Here is a 22,320-nt window from a genome sequence, read left to right on the forward strand (position 1 = left end):
ATGAGCGCCGCACCCGCCACGGCGATCCTCTGGCCTGCGGTAGCCATGGCCGGCCTGACCTTCCTCGTGTGGGTCAGGCTGTACCAGCTGCGACTCGGCGAAATGGCGCGCAAGCGCATCGATGCGCAGGACCTGGCGAATGCGGCCGACTCGGTGCGCTTGCTGGTCGATACGCGGGCGTCGGACAACTTCCGCAATCTGTTCGAACTGCCGGTGCTGTTCTACGCCGGGGTGCTGCTGGCCGCGCAGCTCGGCGTGTCCGATACCGTCTCGCTCGCCCTGGCCTGGGCCTTCGTTGGTCTGCGCGCCCTGCACAGCGGGGTCCACTGCACCTGGAATCACGTCATGACGCGCTTCGTGGCCTACGCACTGGCGACGCTGGTGCTGATCGCGTTCTGGGTGCGTCTTGCGCTGGTTCTGGCGGCCGCATGACCGACGATCCCGAACTCAAGCGCATCCGCTGGCGTTGCCGCCGCGGCATGCGCGAACTGGACCAGTTGTTCGGCCGGTATCTTGACCGCAGTTGGGCGACCGAATCCGAATCGCAGCGCGTGGTTTTCCTACGCCTGCTCGATTGCGAGGACGATAAGCTCTGGCGCTGGTTCATGGGCTACGAGCAGTGTCCTGATGCGGAACTCGCCGCGCTGGTCGAACGGATCCGTCAATTGCCGGCTTGAGTGGCGGCCGTCGCGCCTGCTGCAGGGGGCGCTGATCCTGCTGGGGATGCTGGCCGCTATCTCGGTACTGGGCAGCGAGATGCCGGGCCGGTTCGCCTGGCTGGTCGCCATGGCGTCAGTCGGCTTCGGCATGTGGAGGGCGCGAAGCGAAGCGCGCAGGCGTCCCCAGGTCTTCTGGTTCCCCGGCAATGGGCACCCCCCGACGGTCGACGGCAGGCCGATGGTGGACGCGCGCCTGCACTGGCGGGGATCGTTGGCTTTCCTGCGCTGGCGCGACTGCGCGGGTGGACGCTGGCGCCATGTGGTGTGGTGGCCGGATACGCTGCCGGCCGCACGGCGGCGTGAACTCCGGCTTGCTGCGGGCGACGGGGATGCTGGGCGGCATCGGAGGGATCGGGCACCATAGGCCCATGTTCAAACCCATCCCTGTCGCCATCGGCCTGCGCTATCTCCGCGCCAAGCGCCGCAACGGTTTCATTTCCTTCATCTCGCTTGCCTCGGTCATCGGCATCGCGCTGGGCGTGATGATCCTGATCACGACGCTGTCGGTGATGAGCGGCTTCCAGCGCGAGATCCGCGACCGACTGTTGCAGGCCACCGCCCACGCCACCGTGATGGGCGCGGGCGAGGCGATGCACGACTGGCCGCATGCGACGAAGATCGCCATGGACGATCCGCGCGTGTCCGGCGCCGCTCCCTTCATCCACGTGCAGGCCATGCTGACCGGCAACGCCGATCCGCAGGGCGCACTGGTGACCGGCGTGCTGCCCGCCGAAGAATCGAAGGTGTCCGATATCGGCGACAAGATGAAGGCCGGCACGTTCGATTCGCTGCGGCCGGGCGAGTTCCACATCCTGCTCGGGCAGGAACTGGCGGCGTGGTTGCGGGTGGGTGTCGGCGACAGCGTTGTGGTCACCGCCGGCGACTTCCAGGGCACGCCGATGGGCGCGATGCCGAAGATCAAGCGCTTCACGGTCAGCGGCATCTTCTCCGTCGGCCACAACGATGTCGATCGAAATCTGGCGCTCGTGCACATGGGCGACCTGCAGCGCGTGCTTCGGATGGGCGAGGGCGTGACCGGGGTGCGGCTCAAGCTGCACGACATGTACCAGTCGTGGGATGTCGCGCGCGACCTCGCGCTGCGGCTGCAGGGGCCGTACCGGATCAGCGACTGGACCAGCGAGAACGCCAACCTCTATCACTCGCTGAAGATGGAGAAGACGGTGATGGGCATCCTGCTGTCCTTCATCATCCTGATGGGCGCATTCTCGCTGGTGAACTCGCAGGTGATGCTGGTCACCGACAAGCAGGCCGACATCGCCATCCTGCGTACGCTCGGCCTGACGCCGCGCGGCGTGATGCAGGTTTTCATGGTACAGGGCCTGCTGATCGGTGTGATGGGCACGGTGATGGGCGTGGTGGGCGGCATCCTGCTGACCATCAACCTGCAGTACATCCTCGCGGCTATCGAAGCCGTGTTCAAGGTGACGCTGTTGCCGCCTGACGTGTACTACATCACCGGGCTTCCCTACGAACTGAGCGGCAGCGAAGTCGTACTGATCGCGGCCGTGGCGCTGACGATGAGCTTCCTGGCCACGCTGTACCCCGCGTGGCGCGCCGCCCGCACCCAGCCTGCGGAGGCGCTGCGTTATGAATGAGGTCATCCGTTCCGCTGTGGTCCACGCCGAGGCGCTGGGCAAGACCTATGCCGAAGGCCAGCTGCGTACGCCGGTCTTCGATGGGCTGGAGCTCAACGTGCAGCCGGGCGAGACCGTCGCCATCGTCGGTGCATCCGGTGCCGGCAAGAGCACGCTGCTGCATCTGCTGGGCGGCCTGGATACGCCGACGTCGGGTGAGGTGTATGTCGCCGGGCAGAAGATGTCGTCGTTGTCCGATGCCGCCCGTGGCCAGTTGCGCAACACGTCGCTCGGTTTCATCTACCAGTTCCACCACCTGCTGCCGGAGTTCACTGCGCTCGAGAACGTCATGATGCCGGTGATGCTGGGCGGTGCCGGCGCGGATGCGGCATCGGCCAAGGCGAAGGCGTTGCTGGAATCGGTCGGCCTCGGTCACCGGTTGGCACACAAGCCGGGCGAGCTGTCCGGTGGCGAGCGTCAGCGCGCGGCGGTCGCGCGCGCGCTGGTCAACCAGCCAGCCTGCGTGCTGGGCGACGAGCCCACCGGCAATCTGGACGAGAAGACCGCCGCGACGGTGTTCGACCTGATGCTGGAGCTCAATCGCGCGCAGAAGACCAGTCTGGTACTGGTGACCCACGACCGTCGCCTCGCGCGCCGGCTGGATCGCGTGCTCGAGTTGCACGAAGGCAAGCTGCGCGAACTGGCGCACGACGCGGTCTGATGCCTCGCGGCGCGATCCCGCGCCGCCCTATGCCATCAGGCAGAGCGTGGGAGCTGCGCGCGTGCCCCCATCACTGTCGCCAGCCGCGCCCTCGGCAGGTAGGCGAACATCAGGTCGTCAATGCACGTCGCCGTGATGAGCCGAGGGCCGAGGTCGCCAGGGCAATCTGACCACTCATCGTAAGACAGTTGCTGGACTAAGCCGACCCGCGAAGCGGGTTCGGCTTGAATGAATTGTTAGATTGCACGCTCATAGCCAGTCCGCTTGTGCTTGGCATATGCCACCAAACTCCAGCCGGCCAGAAGCCCGGGCAAGGCAAACAGCACCAAGCCGACAATGGGCAAAACCATGCCGAATCCGTGAGTATCTTGGTCGGCGCCGAAGAAAGGTCGGACCAAGCTAACGCACAGGCTGCCCAGCAAGACGAGCGCGAGCATCCCGGCAACTAGAAGAATGACCCATCCAATTGCTTCTATCAGCTGCTTCATAGCGTCTCGAGCAATCTAACACCAGAATTAAGTCGACCCGCGAAGCGGGTTCGGCTTGAATGAATTGTTAGGCGGCAGCATGAGAGGTACTGGGGACTGCTGCCCACCAGCCCAACTCATCCTGCCCCCACTGAATGCGTAAGGAGTGGGCGATAGTGCGCAACAGTTCTATCTCAGTGGCATTCTCAGCAGCGCTCAGAAGGGCCATTGAGATGATCTCGCCACTGGGCAGTTTGCTCGAGACTGGAAGTTAGGTCACCGGGCAGCCAGGGCCTCCGGGCTCGCCACGTCTGTGGTACGGACCATGATCTGCTTCTGACAGGGATCCACGTGCATTGGGGGCCGTCCAGGTCGAAGCGTTCCTGACCGGACTGGCGGTCGAGGGCAGGGTGGCGGCAAGTACGCAGAATCAGGCGCTTGCCGCGATCCTCTTCCTCTATCGCGATGTGCTCGGCATGAAGCTGGCATGGATGGACGATGTGGTGCGTGCGAAACGGCCGGTGCGGTTGCCGACCGTGCTGTCGCAGCAGGAGGTTCGGGCATTGCTGGCCCACATGGAAGGGCGCATGGCGGTGCTGGCAAAGTTGCTGTACGGCACCGGCATGCGTTTGATGGAGGGCGTGCGGCTGCGGGTGAAGGATGTGGATTTCGCCCGCAACGAGATCACCGTGCGTGAGGGCAAGGGCGGCAAGGACAGGCGGACGATGCTGCCGGGCTCGCTGGTGCCCATGCTGAAAGCGGAGATCGAGCGGGTGCAGCTGCTGCACCAGCAGGACCTGGCGCGCGGCGCTGGCGACGTGTGGTTGCCCAACGCGTTGTCGCGCAAGTATCCCTCGGCGGCGCGCGAGTCGGGATGGCAGTACGTGTTTCCTGCCCGCACCATCAGTCTGGATCCGCGCGACAATCGATGGCGTCGCCATCATCTGGACGAAGCGATGCTGTCGCGGGCGCTGAAACGCGCACTGGTCGCGGCCGGCATCGCCAAACCCGTTACCGCGCATACGCTGCGGCATTCGTTCGCCACCCATCTCATCGAAAGCGGCTACGACATCCGTACCGTGCAGGAACTGCTTGGGCACAAGGACGTCGCCACCACGCAGATCTACACGCATGTCCTCAACCGTGGGGCGGGCGCCGTGCTCAGTCCGCTGGATCGCTGACATGGATGCGATCCCGCGCGACGTTCCGCCGTACCTGGGCCTGACCTGCGTGTCGGCGCTGTTGCTCGGCATGGTCGGCGCGCTCTGGCTGCCCGTGCTGCCCCCGCAGATCCTGCTGTGGCTCCTGCTGGCGCTTGGATTGGCCCGGTGGCGATGGTCCTCCCGCTGGCGCTGGGTTGGCGCCTTGCTCGCCGGCCTGTCGTGGGCGGGGCTGCACGCCACGTGGAGTCTGGGCGCGCAGTTGCCGGTGGCGTGGGAAGGACGCGAAGTGGCGGTCGCGGGTAGCGTGATCGGCCTGCCCGAGCCGCAGGCGCGCCGCACGCGGTTCCTGTTCCGTGTCGACGACGACGGGCGACAACCGGCAGCGCTGCAAGGCCGCCTGTTGCGGCTGGCGTGGTACGACGATTTCGGTGCCACCGGGCCGGGGGCGAGAACGCAGCTGGGGGCCGGTGAGCGCTGGCGCTTGCGGGTACGCGTACGCGCTCCACGTGGGCTCGCCAATCCCGGGGGCGTGGATACGGAGCGCTACGCGGCGGCGCAGCGCATCAGTGCCATGGGTTATGTGCGGGACGCATCTGCGGCCGAACGGCTGTCGCCGGCAGCGGGTATCGATGGCTGGCGCAGCCATATGTCCACGCGCATCGCGGATCAGGTCCCCGACCCGCATGCGCGCTTCGTGCAGGCGCTGGCGCTGGGCGATACGCGGGGCCTCGACGATCGCGACTGGGAGGTGCTCCGTGCGACAGGGCTGACGCACCTGATCGCGATCTCCGGATTCCACGTCGGCATGGTCGCAGGCGCGTGCGCGCTGGCGGCGACCGGTGTGTGGTGGCTGTTGCCGCTGCTCGCGCGCAGCGTGCCGCGCCCGCAGGCGGCGGGCGCAGCCGCATTGATCGGCGCGCTGGCTTATGCGGCGGTGGCGGGATTCGCCTTGCCGACCGTGCGTACCGTGTTGATGATCGCGGTCGTGGTCCTGGCGCGCCTGGCGCGTCGCCACGTCCGGCTGGTGGACACGCTGGCCCTCGCCCTGCTGGCGGTGCTGGTGTTCGATCCCCTGTCGTTGCTCGCGGCCGGATTCTGGCTGAGCTTCGGTGGTGTGGCATGGCTGGCGTGGTGCCTGCCGACGTCGATGCACTGGGCGAAGGCGTTCCTGCCGGCGCAGGCGGTCGCCACGGTAGGGCTGTTGCCGTTCACCGCCGTGCTGTTCGGTCAGGCCTCGCTGGCGGGACCGCTGGCGAATCTGGTCGCCATTCCGTGGTGGAGCCTGGTGATCGTGCCGCTGTCGCTGCTCGGTACGGGCCTGGAAGCACTCCACGACGGGGCCGGCGCATGGGCCTGGCGTGCGGCGGCCGCCTGTTTCTCACCGAGCTGGTGGATGTTCGAGCGGGTGGCGCAGCACCGCTACTCCTTGTGGTGGTTGCCCGAGAGTCCGGTGTGGGCGGTGTGGCTGGCGCTCGCGGGCGGTTTCTGGCTGTTGCTGCCGCGCGGTGTGCCGGGCAAGTCGCTGGCATTGCTGCTGTGGCTGCCGCTGCTGTGGCCCAATCGTGAGCGCCCGCGCGACGGCGAGGTGGAGCTGGTGGTGATCGACGTGGGCCAAGGGCTTTCCGCGCTGGTGCGCACGGCGAACCATGCGCTGCTGTTCGATGCGGGGCCGGCGGTGGAAGAGGGATTCGATGCCGGTGAGCGCGCGGTGGTGCCGGCGCTGCGTGCGCTCGGCGTGCCCGGGTTGCATGCGCTGGTGGTCAGCCACGGTGACAACGACCACGCCGGGGGCGTCGATGCGGTGCGTGGCAGCCTGCCGGTACGCGTGGTGCTGGCGCCGCCGGGAAGCCCGGTCGATGCGCAGGCGGCCTGCATCGCGGGTGCGTCATGGACGTGGGACGGCGTGCGCTTCCGCTTCCTGCATCCCGGCCTGCACTTTCCCTATCTCGGGAATGAGGCGAGTTGCGTCCTGAAGGTGGAGACGCCGCACGGTGGCCTGCTGCTGCCGGGGGACATCGGCGCAATCGTCGAACGCGGGCTGGTCCATCGGGACGCGCATGCGCTGCGTTCGCGGGTGGTCGTGTTGCCGCACCATGGCAGCGCCGGTTCGTCCGATCCGTCCTTCATTGCGGCCACCTCGCCGCGGCTGGTACTGAATGCCAGTGGCGCGGGCAACCGCTTTGGCCACCCGCGCGCCGACGTGGTGGCGCGTTGGCGCAGGCGGGGTGCCGAAGTGCTGGACACCCAGTCCGGCGGCGCCCTGCGCGTGTGGCTGGGCGCGGGCGGCCTGCAGGTGCGTGAACGGCGTCACGACCGGGCGCGCTGGTGGGACGCGGTGCGGCGCCAGCAGGCCGGTGGGCTATCCTATCGGCTGGAAGAAGGACGGCCGGATGCGCCGGAGGACTGAACGTGCTGGAACTGGTGAAGGCCGGCGGTTGGCCGATGATCCCGCTGCTGCTGCTCGGCGTGCTGGCCTTGGCCATCGTGGTGGAACGTTTCTGGTCGCTGCGCCGCAAGGAGATCCTGCCGCCCGGACTGGGCGAGGAAGTCCGGGCCTGGGCGGGGCGTGGCCAGCTGGAGCCGGCCCACATCGAATCCCTGCGCCGCAACTCCCCGTTGGGTGAGCTGCTGGCAGCGGCGCTCGACGTCCGCAACAGGCCGCGCGACCAGATCCGCGAGCGCATCGAGGACACCGGCCGCCACGTGGTCCACCGCATGGAGAAGTTCCTCAACGCGCTGGGCAGCATCGCCTCGGCCGGTCCGCTGCTGGGCCTGCTGGGTACCGTGGTGGGCATGATCCAGATGTTCCTCGGCATCCAGGACAGCGGCGTGGGCGACGTCAACGCGCTGGCCGGCGGCATCGGCAAGGCGCTGGTATGCGCGGCCGCCGGCATGATCGTCGCGATTCCGGCGCTGCTGTTCCACCGCTACTTCCGCGGCAAGGTCACCGGCTACGTGATGGAGATGGAGAAGGAAGCCACCGCCCTGGTCGATGCGCTGGACGCCCGCCATCCGCGCGTGCCGGCACGCCCCGGTGCGCCCGCACCGGCGGCGGCGTCGACCAGCGCCTGAGGCCGGCGCATGCGCATCCGCGACGACCGTTCGCAGGAAGAACCCGAGATCAACCTGGTGCCGTTGATCGACGTGATCCTGGTACTGATCATCTTCTTCGTCATCACCACCACGTTCGATGCCCGTTCCATGCTGCAGTTGCAGCTGCCGAGCGCGGCCGGCGAACCGGTCGCGGCGCAGGTGAAGGCGCTCAGCGTGCTGGTCAACGCCGACGGACGCTATTTCGTCGACGAGCATGAAGTACTGCGCCCGGATATCGACGCGCTGAAGCAGACGCTGCAGCAGGTCGCCGGCGCGGATCGCAGCCGGCCCGTGCTGCTGCGTGCCGACGCCCGCACGCCGCACCAGGCGGTGGTCACCGCGCTGGACGCGCTGGGCCAGCTCGGGTTCCGCAAGGTCAACATCGCGACGGCGCCGGAGGCGCAGAAGTGAGCGGAACCGATTCGCCCTGGCAGGTCTACAAGCGTCTGCTGCGCTTCGCCAAGCCCTACCGGGGCCTGCTGGCGCTGGCGGCGCTGGGCGCGTTGCTGGAAGCGGCGGCAGGCAGCGGCTTCCTCGTGTTGATGAGCCCGATCACCAACAACCTGGTGACGCCGCAGGACATCAACCAGTGGATGCCGCTGGCGATCATCGGCCTGTTCGTCGTCCGTGGCATCGCCGGCTACATCACCGACATGAGCATGGGCAAGGCCGCCCGCAGCATCTCGCGCGATCTGCGGGTGAGGGTGCTGGGCAAGTACCTGCGGATGCCGGGTCAACGCTTCGACAGCGAGCCGGTGCCGTCGATGCTGGTGAAGCTGGGATCGGACAGCGACCAGGTGGCGCAGGCCGCGATCGACGCCATGAAGGTCGTGGTCCAGCAGTCGCTGCAAGTCATCGGTGCGCTGGGCGTGATGCTCTGGTACAGCTGGCAGGTGACGCTGACCATCCTGGTGCTGGCGCCGCCGCTCGCCTGGATCATGGACAAGGTGGCCAAGCGTTATCGCCGCATCAGCCACCGCATCCAGGAGAGCGCCGGCCACCTGCTGCAGGCGGCCGACCAGACGCTGTCCAACCAGCAGGAAGTCAAGGTCTACGGCGCGCAGCCGGTGGAGATGGCCCGCTATGCCTCGCTGGCCGACAGGAATCTCAGCCTGTCCATGAAGGTGGAATCCACCCGCGCCATCTCGTCGGCTACCGTGCAGCTGATGGGGGCCACGGGCCTCGCGGCGCTGTTGTTCATCGCAGGTCGCGAAGCGATGGCGGGGCGGCTGACGGCGGGCGATTTCGTGTCGTTGATGACGTCCATGATGGCCATCATCCCGGCGCTCAAGCAGCTGACCAATGTGCAGAACATGACCCAGCGCGGCATCGCATCGGCGCAGCGCCTGTTCTCGGTGCTGGATGCGGAAGACGAGCAGGACACGGGAACACGGACGCTCGATCGCGCGAAGGGTCTGCTGGAATTCCGCGATGTCACTACTCGCTATCCCGGGCAGAGCCGGCCCGCGTTGGAGGGCATCAGCTTCACCGCGCGCCCCGGCACGGTGACCGCCATCGTCGGCCGTTCCGGTAGCGGCAAGTCGACGCTGATCAAGCTGATCCCGCGCTTCTACGAGGCCGAATCCGGCCAGATCCTGCTCGACGGGCACCTCCTGCAGGACTACCGCCTGGCCGACCTGCGCCGGCAGATCGCGCTGGTGGGCCAGCAGGTGATGCTGTTCGACGGCACGGTGGCCGCCAACGTCGCGTACGGCGAACTGCAGGGCGCCGAGGCTGCCGCGATGGAAGAGGCCGTGCGCGGCGCCAATGCGATGGAGTTCGTCAGCGAGCTGCCGGATGGGCTTGAAGCGCCTATCGGCAACAAGGGCGGGCGCCTGTCGGGCGGTCAGCGCCAGCGCCTGGCGATCGCGCGCGCGATGCTGAAGGACGCGCCGATCCTGATCCTGGACGAAGCGACCGCCGCGCTCGACAACGAGTCCGAGCGGTTGGTGCAGAACGCGTTGCAGAAGCTGATGCCCGACCGCACCACGCTGGTCATCGCGCACCGCCTGTCCACCATCGAACATGCCGACCAGGTACTGGTGCTCGACCAGGGGCGCCTGGTCGAGCAGGGTACGCATGCCGAACTGCTCGCACGCGGCGGGCTGTACGCCCACCTGTACCAGATGCAGTTCCGCGAGGGCGAGGCGGGGTGAGCAAGCGCGCGATGCCGCAACCGCCCGGATACTGGTTCGGCGGAGGCCCCGTGCCGGGGTGGGCGCGGGCACTGGCGAAGGTTTACGGCGCGCTGGTCGCGCTGCGGGGCCGCTTGTATCGCGGTGGCCTCTTGCGCCGGCATCGCATCGGCGCGCCGGTCATCGTGGTGGGCAACATCACCGCGGGAGGCACCGGCAAGACGCCATTGACCATCGCGCTGGTCGAACGGCTGCGCGCGGCCGGCTTCAGGCCGGGCGTGGCCAGCCGCGGTTATGGACGCCGGGCCGAGGAGCAGGCGCGCTGGGTGGACGCGGCGACGCCGCCTGCCGACGGCGGCGACGAGCCGGTCCTGATCGCACGCCAGACCGGCACCCGCGTGCGCGTCGACCGCGACCGCGTCGCGGCGGCGAAAGCGCTGGTCGCGGCCGGCTGCGATATCGTGATCTGCGACGACGGATTGCAGCACTACCGGCTGCAGCGCGATGTGGAAATCGAAGTGATCGACGGCGCGCGCCGCTACGGCAACGGCCGCCTGATGCCGGCCGGTCCGCTGCGCGAACCGGCCGCACGCGCGGCCGCATGCGACTTCCGCGTGGTTAATCTGCCGGATGCCGAAAGCGCCGCCGGCTTCGGCGAATGGCCGATGCGCCTGCAGGCCGACGACGCCCTGCCATTGCGGGGCGGCCGGCCGAAGCCGTTGACTGCCTTCGCGGGCCAGCGCGTGCATGCGGTGGCCGGCATCGGCAACCCGGGACGCTTCTTCGCCATGCTGCGTCACCTTGGACTGGGTGTGGTGCCGCATGCGTTCGCCGATCACCACGAGTATCGCGAGGAGGATTTCGCGTTCGGCAGCGAGCTGCCCGTACTGATGACCGAGAAGGACGCGGTGAAATGCGCCGGCTTCGCCAATGCGTGGTTCTACAGCGTGCCGGTCGTCGCGAAGCTGCCTGAAGCGTTCTGGATCGCCCTGCTGGAAAAGCTGGGACCGTCCACCAACACAGCGCCGAAGTAGCGTTTTCCCCAAGACCAGGATCCGGATTCCGATGACCGATTTCATCGTCGCCATTCCCGCGCGTTACGCCGCGTCCCGCCTGCCGGGCAAGCCGTTGCGGTTGCTGGGCGGCACGCCGCTGGTGGTGCATGTCGCCCGGCGCGCCCTGGCCGCCGGCGCCCACGAAGTCTGGGTGGCCACCGACGACGTCCGCATCCGCGATGCCTTGCAGGGCACCGAGGTGCGGGTGGCGATGACCTCCGAACGCCATGCGTCCGGCAGCGACCGCCTTGCCGAGTGCGCCGACATCGCCGGCTGGGCCGACGATGCGCTCGTGGTCAATCTGCAGGGCGACGAGCCCTTCGCGCCGCCGGCCGGTATCCGCGCCGTCGCCGACACGCTGGCGGCCAGCGGCGCGGAGATGGCGACGCTCGCCGTGCCCGTCGACGATGCGGCCACCCTGTTCGATCCCAACGCAGTCAAGCTCGTGCGCGCGGCCAATGGCGATGCGCTGTACTTCAGCCGAGCGCCGATCCCGTGGCACCGGGATGCGTTCGCACAGTCGCGCGACGCGCTGCCGGCGGGACAGTGGCTGCGGCATATCGGCATCTACGCTTACCGTGCCGGGTTCCTGCGCCGTTTCTCCGCCATACCGCCGGGCCGGCTGGAGCAGGTCGAGTCGCTGGAGCAGTTGCGGGTGCTGGAAGCCGGCCACCGCATCGCCGTGGCGCTGACGCCGGCACCGTTCCCGCCGGGCGTCGACACGCCGGAGGATCTGGCGCGCGCCGAGGCGATCCTGCAGGCGAGCGCGTGAACCTGCTGGTCGTCTGCCTGGGCAACATCTGCCGTTCGCCGATGGCCGAGGGCGCGCTGCGCGCACGCTTGGCGTCGTCGCCGCTGGCCGGGCGCGTGCAGGTCGATTCCGCCGGGACGGGCGGCTGGCACGCCGGCGAGCCGCCGGACCGCCGCGCCATCGCCTGTGCGCGCGGACACGGCGTGGACATCGGAGGGCAGCGCGCGCGGCAGCTGACGGTCGGCGATTTCGAGCGCTTCGACTGGATCCTGTGCGCCGATCGCGCCAATCTCCGCGACGCCCTTCGCCTGGCTCCCGCGGCCCGTCGCGAGCGCGTGGCCCTGCTGCTTGAATGGGCAGGCATCCCGGAGTGCAGCGACGTACCGGACCCGTACACGGGCGGTCCGGAGGATTTCCAGCAGGTCTGGCGACTGGTCGATTCGGCGGCACAGGCGGTCGTGGCCCGGCTCGCCGCTGATTGAGACTGGGGCATAATCAGGGAGGATGATCGACATGACACTGGCCCCCGAACTGCCGCGTAGCCTGCAATGGCTGAACGCGCCCGCCACCACGCTGCATGAGCAGCGGGGGCGCATCGTCGCGCTGGCCTTCGTCAACAGCGCTTCGGCCTGGTGCGCGCAGCGGCTCAACGATCTGGCGGTGTTGCAGGCCCGTTACCTGGGGCGCCTGCAGGCGCTGGCGATCCATGTGCCGCGTTTCGACAGCGAGCGCGAGCCGCAGGCCGCGCTGAAGCGGTTGCGCCGCCATGGCCTGTCGCTGCCGCTGGCGCACGACGGCGACTGGGTGGCGTGGCAGCGTTTCGGCGTGGAGTCGTGGCCGACCGTGCTGCTGATCGACGGCGAGGGCCGGGTCCAACACCGTGCCCTCGGCGCCGAAGGCCTGGCGGACTTGGAGCGACAGATCGCGCGCCTGTGCGATGGCCTGCATGAACCGCCGGACGACGACCTGCGCGCTTTCCGCGAGATCCATGCGGAACCGCGCATGCCGCTGTGCTTCCCGACGGGCGTGGTGGCCACGCCGGACCGCCTGTTTGTCGCCGACACCGGCCACCATCGCGTGCTGGAGTGCAACCACCATGGCCGGGTGATCCGGCAGTTCGGCATGGGCACCCCGGACTTCGCCGACGGTGAACTGAACCATGCCGCGTTCCGTCGTCCGCAGGGCCTGGCGCTGGTGCGCGAATCGCTCTACGTGGTGGACACCGGCAATCATGCCCTGCGGCGCATCAACCTGCCGACCAGCACCGTGGATACGCTGTGCGGCAATGGGCGCGCCGGCGAAACCACCGAGGGCGTGGTCACGGCGCCACGCGACGTGGCGCTCAACCAGCCGCAGGCGCTGGTGGTCAACAACAACCAGATCTTCCTGGCGATGGCGGGCGACAACCGGGTCTGGAGTTACGACCTGGGCACGCGCGAGATCCGCGCACGCGCGGGATCGGGCCAGCTCGATGTCCGCGACGGCAGCGGTCCGATGGCGGCGTTCGCGCAGCCCGCCGGCCTCACCGCGGCGCTGCAGACCCTGTACGTCTGCGATGCCGTGGGCTCCGCCGTGCGCTCGCTGCAGTTGCGGGGCGACGTAGTGCAGACGCTGGTCGGGCAGGGCGCCTGGAGCTTCGGCAGCGAGGACGGTCCGCGCGACCGCGCCCTGTTGCAGCATCCGCAGGCCGTGGCGTTGAGCCCGGATTCTCCGGTCATGTGGATCGCCGACAGCGGCAACGGCACGTTGCGCACGCTGCGCCTGGGCGGCGGCGAATTGACCACTGTCGCCTTGCCGCGGCGCCTGCAGGGCCCGGCGGGTCTGTCGGTGGCCGCAGGTGCGGTATGGATCGCCGAGACCGATGCCCATGCGGTGCTGCGTTACGATATCGCCACCGGCGAGCTGAGCCACGTTCCGATCGACGAATGAGCGGTAGTCCCCAGGCGGAATTCGACGGCAAGGCGTTCGCGGCCGGGCTGAGCACCGCGCCGGGCGTGTACCGCATGTACGCGGCCGACGACGCCCTGTTGTACGTCGGCAAGGCCGGCGCACTGCGCAAGCGCGTGGGCAGTTACTTCACCAGTTCGCCGAAGTCGCCCCGCATCCTGTCGATGCTCTCGCAGGTCGCGCGGATGGACGTGACCGTCACCCGCACCGAAGCCGAAGCGCTGCTGCTGGAAAACCAGCTGATCAAGTCGCTGACGCCGCGCTACAACGTGCTGCTGCGCGACGACAAGAGCTATCCGTACGTGCTGCTGACGCGCGAGGAATGGCCGCGCATCGGCTTCCATCGCGGCGCGCGCGCGGTGCCCGGGCGTTACTTCGGTCCCTATCCGAGCGCCGGGGCGGTCCGCGAGACGCTGAACCTGATGCAGAAGCTGTTCCGCATCCGCAACTGCGAAGACAGCGTGTTCCGCAATCGCTCGCGGCCGTGCCTGCAGTACCAGATCGGTCGCTGCAGCGCGCCGTGCGTGGGGCTGGTGGCGGAGGCCGACTATGCGGAAGCGGCGCGCCGCGCGACGCTGTTCCTCGATGGACGCAGCGACGAGCTGACGCGCGAGCTGGGCAGCGCGATGGAGCAGGCCAGCGCGAACCTGGAATTCGAGCAGGCGGCGCGGCTGCGCGATCTGGTGGCGTCGATCCGCACCCTGCAGGCGCGCCAGTACGTGGACGGACATGCCGCCGACCTGGACGTGCTGGCCTGCGCGATGCAGGGCAGCCAGGCCTGCGTGCTGCTGCTCGCCTTCCGCGACGGCCGCAACCTGGGGACGCGCACCTTCTTCCCCAAGACAAACGGCGAGGATTCGGCGGAAGAAGTACTCGGCGCCTTCGTATCGCAGTACTACGCCGAACAGCCGGCGCCGCAGGAAATCGTCCTGGACCGCGAGATTCCCGACGCGGAGCTGATCGAGCATGCGCTGGCGGCTGCCGCCGGACGCAAGGTGCAGCTGAAATGGAACGTGCGCAGCGAACGCGCGGGTTACCTCGACCTGGCGCGCCGCAATGCGGAGATCGCGCTGGGGACCGAGCTCGGCAGCCGCAATGCGCAGACCGCGCGCAGCGAAGCGTTGAGGGATCTGCTGGGTCTGGCCGACGTCGCCAGGCGCATCGAGTGCTTCGACATCAGCCACACGATGGGCGAGGCGACCGTGGCGTCCTGCGTCGTGTTCGATGCCAACGGCGCCGTCCGTTCGCAATACCGCCGCTACAACATCACCGGGATCACGCCGGGCGACGACTTCGCCGCCATGCACCAGGCCATCGAGCGGCGCTTCCGTCGGGCGGTGGAGGAGGGCGGCGTGCTGCCCGACGTGCTGCTGATCGATGGCGGCGCGGGACAACTGGCGCAGGCGCAGGGTGCGTTGGCGGACCTGGGCGTGGATGGCGTCACGCTGGTCGGCGTGGCGAAAGGCGTGGAGCGCCGCGCCGGGCACGAGACGCTGGTGCTGCCCGATGGCCGTGAGCTGCGGCCGGGCGCGGCGTCGCCGGCGCTGCAGCTGATCCAGCAGGTACGCGATGAAGCGCACCGGTTCGCCATCACCGGCCATCGCGGCAGGCGGCAGAAGGCGCGCATGACCAGCAAGCTGGAGGATATCCCGGGCATCGGTCCGCGCCGGCGCGCGAGCCTGCTCAAGCATTTCGGTGGGCTGGCCGGCCTGAAGGCGGCGGGCGCCGACGAGATCGCCCGCGTCGACGGCGTCAACGCCGCACTGGCCGAGCGAATCTACGCTAACCTGCACGGGCTGCCATCCCCCGAGGCAGGAAACGAGTAAGCCTGCGATGAAGTTGACCGTCCCCACCTGGCTCACGCTGCTGCGGATCGTGCTGATCCCGGTGCTCGTGCTGGTGTTCTATCTGCCGTACTCGTGGACCAATTTCGCGGCGGCCTTCATCTTCGTGCTGGCGGCGGTCACGGACTGGCTGGATGGCTGGATCGCGCGCCGCTACCACCTGTATTCCGCATTTGGTGCCTTCCTCGACCCGGTGGCCGACAAGCTGATGGTGGCGGTGTCGCTGTTCCTGATCGTGCAGGACAACCCGACCATGTGGATGGCGATCTGGGCTGCGGTCATCGTGGGGCGGGAGATTGCGGTGTCCGCGTTGCGCGAATGGATGGCGGAGCTGGGGCAGCGCGCTACGGTGAAGGTCGCCGCGCTGGGCAAGATCAAGACCATCGTGCAGATGGTGGCGCTGTCCTGCCTGCTGTACGCCTCCACCCCGGGCCAACAGGTGCTGGCCGACATCTGGATGGGGCGCGTGGTATTCGTGCTGGGCGACTGGCTGCTGGCCATCGCGGCGCTGCTGACGCTGTGGTCCGGCATCCAGTACCTGCTCGCGGCGTGGCCGATCCTGCGCGAGGGCGAGAAGAAGAGTGTTGACATGCCCAAACAAGACGCTACAATTTCGTCTCTCTCGACGCGGGAATAGCTCAGTTGGTAGAGCACGACCTTGCCAAGGTCGGGGTCGAGGGTTCGAGTCCCTTTTCCCGCTCCAGTTTTTCGTCCTGAGAGGGGCGGTCCACCAAACCCCGTTCGCGGGGTTTTGTGTTGTAGGGCGCCTTGAAAACGCGTCCTGATTGCGCCAGTCTGGCGCGGTCGCCATCGGCCTGGTGGCAGAGTGGTTATGCAGCGGACTGCAAATCCGCGTACGCCGGTTCAATTCCGACCCAGGCCTCCAGATCCGAAGGGCACATGTCCTTCATGCGGGAATAGCTCAGTTGGTAGAGCACGACCTTGCCAAGGTCGGGGTCGAGGGTTCGAGTCCCTTTTCCCGCTCCATACATGCTCCTCGTGGGCACGCACGAAGCCCCGTTCGCGGGGCTTTCGTCGTTTATGGGATCGCACGCGTCCGCGGCTTTCCAACGCGACGGGAGTGAGGCAGGCTATCCCCGGGCCCGGATGGCGAAACTGGTAGACGCATCGGACTTAAAATCCGCCGGCCGCAAGGCCATGCCGGTTCGATTCCGGCTCCGGGCACCAAAATGCAGTCCAGCCAAGTCCGGTGATGTCGGGAGGGGCTAATAAGACCAGGGTCTACGGCGCACCCAACTGGAGTTACCACGATTTAGTGGACACCTGAGCGGCGAGGCCGATGTGCCGCTTCGAACTCAATGGGGCTAACGCCACCAAGGTGGCTGTGTCGACAGATCGGATTGTAGAAGCCTTCGATGTACTCGGATACGTCCAAGGCCGCCGTTTGGCGGTCCGCGTAGATGCGCTTCTGGACCTGTGCGGGTGTTACTGACGGCGGCCTCGGCTTCCCAGGGGCTTACGACGCCATCCCCCAACACGCCCGCATTGACCCGCCCCTACCTTGGCGTCTGGGACTGTGGATGCGACATATAAGGTGTGGGAAGCCGTACCCTTGGCGGGACGGATCGCAGAAAGTGTGTCAGAACGTGAGTCAGAATCTCTACGGAAACACAATTGTTCCTTTGGGAACAATAGGTTGGGAGATACTTGCGGTTGAGGCTCCGCCACCGCCGCATTTCCGCCTCAGCGCTGCCGTTTCTTCTCTTCGTCGCGCACCTTGCGGCGCACGAACAGCGCCACGAATACGCTGATTCCCACCATGACGATGCTGCCGCCGATGGCCAGCCAGCCGACGGGTTCCATCAGGATCTCGCGCAGGATCGGATGCATGTCGTGTTCTCCCGGGTTGTGGTGGCGCCAACGTCGCATCGTCCGTAGCGCGGAGCATTGATCCCGATCAACCTTCCTGGCGCGACGCGCCGGCACCGCGACCTGCGGTCGCAGGCCATGGCTTAGAATCGGCGCTGGCCCACGGGAGACTGCCGATGCAGCGTTACCTCGCCTATGCCAGCAGCATCGTGCTGGCGCTCGCTTCGTTGTGGCTGGCCCTGACGTGGTCGGCGGCATGGTGGGGCGTAGCGGTCTTCGGTGCGCTGGCGCTGCTCGGTACCTGGGATGTGCTGCAATCGCGCAGCACGCTGCGCCGCAATTATCCGGTGCTGGCGCATTTCCGTTATGGCCTGGAATCGGTCGGCCCCGAGATCCGCCAGTACTTCATCGAAGGCGACACGGCGGAAGTGCCGTTCTCGCGCCAGCAGCGCGCACTGGTCTACCAGCGTGCGAAGGGCGTCAGCGACGTGGTGCCGTTCGGCAGCCAGCAGGACGTCTACGGTGTGGACTACGAATGGATCAACCATTCGATGGCGCCCGCGAGCGTGGATTCGCACGATTTCCGCGTGGTGATCGGTGCAGAGACGGCCCAGCCGTATTCGGCGAGCGTGTTCAACATCTCGGCCATGAGCTTCGGTTCGCTGTCGGCCAATGCGGTGCGCGCGTTGAACGAAGGCGCGCGGCGAGGCAACTTCTACCACGACACCGGCGAGGGCTCGATCTCCCCGTATCACCGCGAGAAGGGCGGCGACCTGGTGTGGGAAATCGGCTCGGGTTACTTCGGCTGCCGCGATGGGCAGGGCCGCTTCGACGAGGCGCGCTTCGTCGAGAACGCGCATTCGCCGCAGGTGAAGATGATCGAGGTGAAGCTGTCGCAGGGCGCCAAGCCCGGCCACGGTGGCGTGCTGCCGGCCGCCAAGGTCAGCGCGGAGATTTCCGCCACGCGCGGCGTGCCGATGGGGCACGACTGCGTGTCGCCGGCGAAACATTCGGCGTTCTCCACGCCGGTCGAACTGCTGCAGTTCGTCGCCCGCCTGCGCGAGCTGTCGGGCGGCAAGCCGACCGGCTTCAAGCTGGCGATCGGTCACCCCTGGGAGTGGTTCGGCATCGCCAAGGCCATGCACGGGACCGGCCTGCTGCCGGATTTCATCGTGGTGGACGGCGCCGAGGGCGGCACCGGTGCCGCGCCGGCCGAGTTCATCGACCACGTCGGGGTGCCGATGCACGAGGCGCTGCTGCTGGTCCACAACACGCTGGTCGGCCTGAACCTGCGCGACCGCATCCGGATCGGTGCGGCGGGCAGGATCATCAGCGGGTTCGATATCGCCCGCACCATGGCGATGGGGGCGGACTGGTGCAACGCGGGGCGGGGTTTCATGTTCGCGCTGGGCTGCATCCAGGCGCAGAGTTGCCACAACGACCGCTGCCCGACGGGTGTCGCCACCCAGGACCCCGCGCGCTGGAAGCACCTGGACGTGCCCGACAAGTCGGTGCGCGTGCAGCAGTTCCACGACAACACGCTCAAGGCGCTGCGCGACATGCTGTGCGCCGCCGGGCTGGAGCATCCGCAGCAACTGGGCCCGGAGCACATCCTGCGGCGCGTTTCGCCGATCGAGGTGCGTTCGCTGGCCGCGCTGTACAAGTTCCTGGAGCCTGGCGAACTGCTGGACCGGGTGCCTGCGCACGCGGTGTTCCGCGACTTCTGGCCTGACGCGCGCAGCGACTGTTTCGCGCCGCCGCGCCGGGTCAGCGCGCTGTGCGACACCAAGGACCGCTGACCTGCGGATGCGTTGACCGCCCCCCCGGTCCGCGGCTATCATTCGCGCCCCGATGATTTCGGGCGGTTAGCTCAGCGGTAGAGCACTGCTTTCACACGGCAGGGGTCACAAGTTCGAAACTTGTACCGCCCACCAGTTCCAGCGAAAAGCCCGGCCCCGGCCGGGCTTTTTCGTATCCGGCGCCCGGCCGCCCGGGGAGTGCCGCGCATCTTCCCGGACCGTTCCTCGCCACATGCGGCGGGCAAGCGCATAAGTGCTTGTTTCTCAGGCCGAAACGGTCGGTCTGTGGTACACTCGGCACGCTGCAGAACCCGTCGGAATCCCCGCCTGTCACTGCCTCGCCGGCCCACGCCGGCTAGGTCCGTTTTGGCCTCGATTCCGACCCGAGACAACCTGAGAAACACGGAACCCGAATGGCCGATACCGCCAAGGAAATCATCCCCGTCAACCTCGAAGACGAGATGCGCCGCAGCTATCTCGATTACGCGATGAGCGTGATCGTGGGGCGCGCGCTCCCGGATGTCCGCGATGGCCTGAAGCCCGTCCACCGGCGCGTCCTGTTCGCGATGAACGAACTGGGCAACCACGCCAACAAGCCGCACGTGAAGTCCGCCCGTATCGTCGGCGACGTGATCGGTAAGTACCACCCGCACGGCGACCAGTCGGTGTACGACACGCTGGTGCGCATGGCACAGCCGTTCTCGTTGCGCTACATGCTGGTCGATGGCCAGGGCAACTTCGGTTCGGTCGATGGCGACTCCGCCGCGGCCATGCGTTACACCGAGGCGCGCATGGCCCGGCTCACCCATGAGCTGCTGGCCGACATCGACAAGGAAACCGTCGATTTCCAGCCCAACTACGACGAGAAGGAACAGGAGCCGACGGTCCTGCCGACGCGTTTCCCGAACCTGCTGGTCAATGGTTCGGCCGGCATCGCGGTGGGCATGGCCACCAACATCCCGCCGCACAACCTGTCGGAAGTGGTCAACGGCCTGATCGCGCTGATCGACAATCCGGAACTGGATGTCGACGGGCTGATGCAGTACATCCCCGGACCGGATTTCCCCACCGGCGGCATCATCAACGGCACCGCCGGCATCATCGCCGGCTATCGCACCGGCCGCGGCCGCGTGCGCATGCGCGCCAAGGCCGACATCGAGGTCAACGACGACAACGGCCGCGAGTCGATCATCGTCACCGAGATCCCGTACCAGGTGAACAAGGCGCGGCTGATCGAGAAGATCGCCGAGCTGGTGAAGGAAAAGAAGCTCGAAGGCATCAGCGAGCTGCGCGACGAGTCCGACAAGGACGGCATGCGCATCTACATCGAGGTCAAGCGCGGCGAGTCGGCCGAGGTCGTCCTCAACAACCTGTACCTGCAGACGCCGATGGAATCGGTGTTCGGCATCAACATGGTCGCGCTGGTCGATGGCCGCCCGCAGCTGCTCAACCTGAAGCAGATGCTGGAAGCCTTCGTGCGCCATCGCCGCGAAGTGGTGACCCGCCGGACCATCTTCGAACTGCGCAAGGCGCGCAACCGCGCCCACATCCTGGAAGGCCTGACGGTCGCGCTCGCCAACATCGACGAGATGATCGAGCTGATCAAGACGTCGGCCAACCCGCAGGAAGCGCGCGAGCGCATGCTGGCGAAGACGTGGGAGCCGGGCCTGGTCGGCTCGCTGCTCGCCGCCGCCGGCGCCGAAGCGTCACGGCCGGAAGACCTGCCCGCCACGATCGGCTTCGTCGACGGCCGCTATCAGCTCAGCGAGGCCCAGGCCACGCAGATCCTGGAGATGCGCCTGCACCGCCTGACCGGCCTGGAGCAGGAAAAGCTGACCGAGGAATACCGCCAGTTGCTGGAGGCCATCGCCGGCCTGATCCGCATCCTCGAGAATCCGGATGTGCTGCTGCAGGTGATCCGCGACGAGTTGCTGAACGTCAAGGCCGAGTTCGGCGACGAGCGCCGCAGCGAGATCCGCCACAGCGAAGAAGACCTGGACATCCTCGACCTGATCGCGCCGGAAGACATGGTGGTCACGCTGTCGCACGCCGGTTATGCCAAGCGCCAGCCGGCCAGCGCCTACCGCGCGCAGAAGCGCGGTGGCCGTGGCCGCAGCGCGGCGGCGACCAAGGAAGAGGATTTCATCGACCAGCTGTGGCTGGTCAACACGCATGACACGCTGCTCACGTTCACCAGCAGCGGCAAGGTGTTCTGGCTGCCCGTGTATCAGCTGCCGGAAGCCGGCTCCAACGCGCGCGGCCGTCCGATCATCAACTGGATCCCGCTGGAACCCGGGGAGAAGGTCCAGGCCGTGGTGCCGGTGCGCGACTACGAGGACGGCAAGTTCGTCTTCTTCGCGACGAAGAACGGCACGGTCAAGAAGACGCCGCTCACCGAGTTCGCCTTCAAGCTGGCGCGCGGCAAGATCGCGATCAACCTGGACGAGGGCGATGCGCTGGTCGGCGTGGCGCTGACCGATGGCGAGCGCGACGTCATGCTGTTCGCTTCCAACGGCCGTGCTGTGCGCTTCTCCGAAAGCCTGGTGCGCGCCATGGGCCGTACCGCCACCGGCGTGCGCGGCATGCGCCTGGCCGAAGGCGCCGAGGCGGACGTCGAAGGCGAGCAGGACGACGGCGAAACCGCCGATGGCGAGGCCACGGCGGTCATCGCCGATGCCGGCTCCGAAGTGGTCAGCCTGGTCGTCGTCGATGGCGACGGCGACATCCTGACCGCCAGCGAGCGTGGCTACGGCAAGCGCACGCCGGTAGCCGATTACCCCCGCAAGGGTCGCGGCACCCGTGGCGTGATCGCGCTGAAGACCACCGAGCGCAATGGCCGTCTGGTCGGTGCCATCCAGTTGTCCGACCACCACGAGGTCCTGCTGATCTCCGATGGCGGCACGCTGGTGCGTACCCGCGCGGCGGAGATCTCGCAGGTCGGCCGCAACACCCAGGGCGTCACCCTGATGCGCCTGTCCGATGGCGAAGCCCTGCAGGCGGTGGAGCGCCTGGATGCGTCGCTGGATGAGGACGAGGTGGTCGACGGCGCCGTGACAGCGTCGCCGGCCGCGCCGGAAGCGATCAAAACGCCGCCGGAAGCCTGACCGCCGGTCTGCATCAACGTGGCGGTGTCGTGACCCCGCCACTTTCTTTCCTGCGTTCTATACTGCCGGTACGACCACGGCAGGGAACGGCACATGG

Annotated in this window: 19 protein-coding genes, 5 tRNA genes and 1 pseudogene; 23 read left to right on the top strand and 2 right to left on the bottom strand. The window is 67.7% G+C overall.

Features of this window, described 5'->3' with window-relative positions; genetic code table 11:
* From AC1Q5B_RS17155 to lolD, 5 genes are read left to right on the top strand one after another with little or no spacing between them, the layout of a single operon-like run.
* Positions 1–432 (top strand): MAPEG family protein, encoded by a 432-nt coding sequence (locus tag AC1Q5B_RS17155; protein WP_492632686.1) that lies wholly within the window; start codon positions 1–3, stop codon positions 430–432.
* Positions 429–677, top strand: a complete 249-nt coding sequence (locus AC1Q5B_RS17160) for an FAD assembly factor SdhE (protein WP_492632687.1) — start codon at positions 429–431, stop codon at positions 675–677. The genes AC1Q5B_RS17155 and AC1Q5B_RS17160 overlap by 4 nt, the downstream gene beginning before the upstream one ends.
* Positions 628–1,083, top strand: a complete 456-nt coding sequence (locus AC1Q5B_RS17165) for a hypothetical protein (protein WP_492632688.1) — start codon at positions 628–630, stop codon at positions 1,081–1,083. The genes AC1Q5B_RS17160 and AC1Q5B_RS17165 overlap by 50 nt, the downstream gene beginning before the upstream one ends.
* A gap of 4 nt (positions 1,084–1,087) precedes the next feature.
* Positions 1,088–2,335, top strand: coding sequence for a lipoprotein-releasing ABC transporter permease subunit (locus tag AC1Q5B_RS17170; protein ID WP_492632689.1), 1,248 nt, complete (start codon positions 1,088–1,090; stop codon positions 2,333–2,335).
* Positions 2,328–3,035, top strand: coding sequence for a lipoprotein-releasing ABC transporter ATP-binding protein LolD (gene lolD / locus AC1Q5B_RS17175; protein WP_492632690.1), 708 nt, complete (start codon positions 2,328–2,330; stop codon positions 3,033–3,035). The genes AC1Q5B_RS17170 and lolD overlap by 8 nt, the downstream gene beginning before the upstream one ends.
* A gap of 236 nt (positions 3,036–3,271) precedes the next feature.
* On the opposite strand, the gene AC1Q5B_RS17180 is transcribed toward lolD, so the two are convergent.
* On the bottom strand, positions 3,272–3,523 hold the full coding sequence (locus tag AC1Q5B_RS17180) for a hypothetical protein (protein ID WP_492632691.1): 252 nt from the start codon (positions 3,521–3,523) through the stop codon (positions 3,272–3,274).
* A gap of 320 nt (positions 3,524–3,843) precedes the next feature.
* Here AC1Q5B_RS17180 and AC1Q5B_RS17185 point away from each other — a divergent pair.
* From AC1Q5B_RS17185 to AC1Q5B_RS17255, 15 genes and pseudogenes are all read left to right on the top strand, one after another.
* Positions 3,844–4,683 (top strand): annotated as a pseudogene (locus tag AC1Q5B_RS17185) (integron integrase); the annotation flags it as partial.
* 1 nt (position 4,684) lies between these two features.
* Positions 4,685–7,072: a DNA internalization-related competence protein ComEC/Rec2 gene (locus AC1Q5B_RS17190; RefSeq protein WP_492632692.1), complete on the top strand. Its 2,388-nt coding sequence runs from the start codon at positions 4,685–4,687 to the stop codon at positions 7,070–7,072.
* 2 nt (positions 7,073–7,074) lie between these two features.
* Positions 7,075–7,737 (top strand): MotA/TolQ/ExbB proton channel family protein, encoded by a 663-nt coding sequence (locus AC1Q5B_RS17195; RefSeq protein ID WP_492632693.1) that lies wholly within the window; start codon positions 7,075–7,077, stop codon positions 7,735–7,737.
* A gap of 9 nt (positions 7,738–7,746) precedes the next feature.
* Positions 7,747–8,169, top strand: a complete 423-nt coding sequence (locus tag AC1Q5B_RS17200) for an ExbD/TolR family protein (protein WP_492632694.1) — start codon at positions 7,747–7,749, stop codon at positions 8,167–8,169.
* Positions 8,166–9,914: a lipid A export permease/ATP-binding protein MsbA gene (gene msbA / locus AC1Q5B_RS17205; protein ID WP_492632695.1), complete on the top strand. Its 1,749-nt coding sequence runs from the start codon at positions 8,166–8,168 to the stop codon at positions 9,912–9,914. Before AC1Q5B_RS17200 ends, msbA begins: the two co-directional genes overlap by 4 nt.
* Positions 9,911–10,927, top strand: coding sequence for a tetraacyldisaccharide 4'-kinase (gene lpxK / locus AC1Q5B_RS17210; protein WP_492632696.1), 1,017 nt, complete (start codon positions 9,911–9,913; stop codon positions 10,925–10,927). The genes msbA and lpxK overlap by 4 nt, the downstream gene beginning before the upstream one ends.
* 31 nt (positions 10,928–10,958) lie before the next feature.
* Positions 10,959–11,720, top strand: a complete 762-nt coding sequence (kdsB, locus tag AC1Q5B_RS17215) for a 3-deoxy-manno-octulosonate cytidylyltransferase (RefSeq protein WP_492632697.1) — start codon at positions 10,959–10,961, stop codon at positions 11,718–11,720.
* Positions 11,717–12,181: a low molecular weight protein-tyrosine-phosphatase gene (locus AC1Q5B_RS17220; protein WP_492632698.1), complete on the top strand. Its 465-nt coding sequence runs from the start codon at positions 11,717–11,719 to the stop codon at positions 12,179–12,181. Before kdsB ends, AC1Q5B_RS17220 begins: the two co-directional genes overlap by 4 nt.
* A gap of 25 nt (positions 12,182–12,206) precedes the next feature.
* Positions 12,207–13,628, top strand: coding sequence for a hypothetical protein (locus AC1Q5B_RS17225; protein ID WP_492632816.1), 1,422 nt, complete (start codon positions 12,207–12,209; stop codon positions 13,626–13,628).
* The gene (gene uvrC, locus AC1Q5B_RS17230) at positions 13,625–15,472 is read left to right on the top strand and encodes an excinuclease ABC subunit UvrC (protein ID WP_492632699.1); all 1,848 of its coding nucleotides are present in this window, start codon (positions 13,625–13,627) and stop codon (positions 15,470–15,472) included. Before AC1Q5B_RS17225 ends, uvrC begins: the two co-directional genes overlap by 4 nt.
* A 7-nt stretch (positions 15,473–15,479) precedes the next feature.
* Entirely contained in the window at positions 15,480–16,127 is a 648-nt protein-coding gene (gene pgsA, locus AC1Q5B_RS17235) for a CDP-diacylglycerol--glycerol-3-phosphate 3-phosphatidyltransferase (protein ID WP_492632700.1), read from the top strand.
* Positions 16,118–16,193 (top strand) — tRNA-Gly (locus tag AC1Q5B_RS17240). The genes pgsA and AC1Q5B_RS17240 overlap by 10 nt, the downstream gene beginning before the upstream one ends.
* A 109-nt stretch (positions 16,194–16,302) precedes the next feature.
* Positions 16,303–16,376, top strand: a tRNA-Cys gene (locus tag AC1Q5B_RS17245).
* A gap of 25 nt (positions 16,377–16,401) precedes the next feature.
* Positions 16,402–16,477 (top strand) — tRNA-Gly (locus AC1Q5B_RS17250).
* Between the two features lie 114 nt (positions 16,478–16,591).
* A tRNA-Leu gene (locus AC1Q5B_RS17255) sits at positions 16,592–16,678 on the top strand.
* Between the two features lie 516 nt (positions 16,679–17,194).
* Here AC1Q5B_RS17255 and AC1Q5B_RS17260 read toward each other — a convergent pair.
* On the bottom strand, positions 17,195–17,341 hold the full coding sequence (locus AC1Q5B_RS17260; protein WP_492632701.1) for a hypothetical protein: 147 nt from the start codon (positions 17,339–17,341) through the stop codon (positions 17,195–17,197).
* A 155-nt stretch (positions 17,342–17,496) separates the two neighbouring features.
* Here AC1Q5B_RS17260 and AC1Q5B_RS17265 point away from each other — a divergent pair, with 155 nt between their 5' ends.
* The 3 genes from AC1Q5B_RS17265 (at position 17,497) to gyrA (ending at position 22,223) form a co-directional block, all read left to right on the top strand.
* Positions 17,497–19,119, top strand: a complete 1,623-nt coding sequence (locus AC1Q5B_RS17265; RefSeq protein WP_492632702.1) for an FMN-binding glutamate synthase family protein — start codon at positions 17,497–17,499, stop codon at positions 19,117–19,119.
* Between the two features lie 60 nt (positions 19,120–19,179).
* Positions 19,180–19,254: transfer RNA gene (locus AC1Q5B_RS17270), tRNA-Val, on the top strand.
* Between the two features lie 278 nt (positions 19,255–19,532).
* Positions 19,533–22,223 carry a DNA gyrase subunit A gene (gene gyrA, locus AC1Q5B_RS17275; protein WP_492632703.1) on the top strand — a complete coding sequence of 897 codons (2,691 nt, stop codon included), beginning with the start codon at positions 19,533–19,535 and terminating at the stop codon, positions 22,221–22,223.
* The last annotated feature ends 97 nt before the right edge of the window (positions 22,224–22,320 follow it).

It is taken from the genome of Pseudoxanthomonas sp. GW835-FHT14C01, from assembly GCF_058793715.1.

Bases quoted from the DNA above. Each gene is read 5' to 3' on its own strand.
- lolD (WP_492632690.1), top strand. From the start codon at position 2,328: ATGAATGAGGTCATCCGTTCCGCTGTGGTCCACGCCGAGGCGCTGGGC.
- AC1Q5B_RS17155 (WP_492632686.1), top strand. From the start codon at position 1: ATGAGCGCCGCACCCGCCACGGCGATCCTCTGGCCTGCGGTAGCCATG.
- kdsB (WP_492632697.1), top strand. From the start codon at position 10,959: ATGACCGATTTCATCGTCGCCATTCCCGCGCGTTACGCCGCGTCCCGC.
- AC1Q5B_RS17190 (WP_492632692.1), top strand. From the start codon at position 4,685: ATGGATGCGATCCCGCGCGACGTTCCGCCGTACCTGGGCCTGACCTGC.
- AC1Q5B_RS17265 (WP_492632702.1), top strand. From the start codon at position 17,497: ATGCAGCGTTACCTCGCCTATGCCAGCAGCATCGTGCTGGCGCTCGCT.
- AC1Q5B_RS17170 (WP_492632689.1), top strand. From the start codon at position 1,088: ATGTTCAAACCCATCCCTGTCGCCATCGGCCTGCGCTATCTCCGCGCC.
- uvrC (WP_492632699.1), top strand. From the start codon at position 13,625: ATGAGCGGTAGTCCCCAGGCGGAATTCGACGGCAAGGCGTTCGCGGCC.
- AC1Q5B_RS17180 (WP_492632691.1), bottom strand. From the start codon at position 3,523: ATGAAGCAGCTGATAGAAGCAATTGGATGGGTCATTCTTCTAGTTGCC.
- pgsA (WP_492632700.1), top strand. From the start codon at position 15,480: ATGAAGTTGACCGTCCCCACCTGGCTCACGCTGCTGCGGATCGTGCTG.
- gyrA (WP_492632703.1), top strand. From the start codon at position 19,533: ATGGCCGATACCGCCAAGGAAATCATCCCCGTCAACCTCGAAGACGAG.
- AC1Q5B_RS17200 (WP_492632694.1), top strand. From the start codon at position 7,747: ATGCGCATCCGCGACGACCGTTCGCAGGAAGAACCCGAGATCAACCTG.
- AC1Q5B_RS17165 (WP_492632688.1), top strand. From the start codon at position 628: ATGCGGAACTCGCCGCGCTGGTCGAACGGATCCGTCAATTGCCGGCTT.
- AC1Q5B_RS17260 (WP_492632701.1), bottom strand. From the start codon at position 17,341: ATGCATCCGATCCTGCGCGAGATCCTGATGGAACCCGTCGGCTGGCTG.
- AC1Q5B_RS17160 (WP_492632687.1), top strand. From the start codon at position 429: ATGACCGACGATCCCGAACTCAAGCGCATCCGCTGGCGTTGCCGCCGC.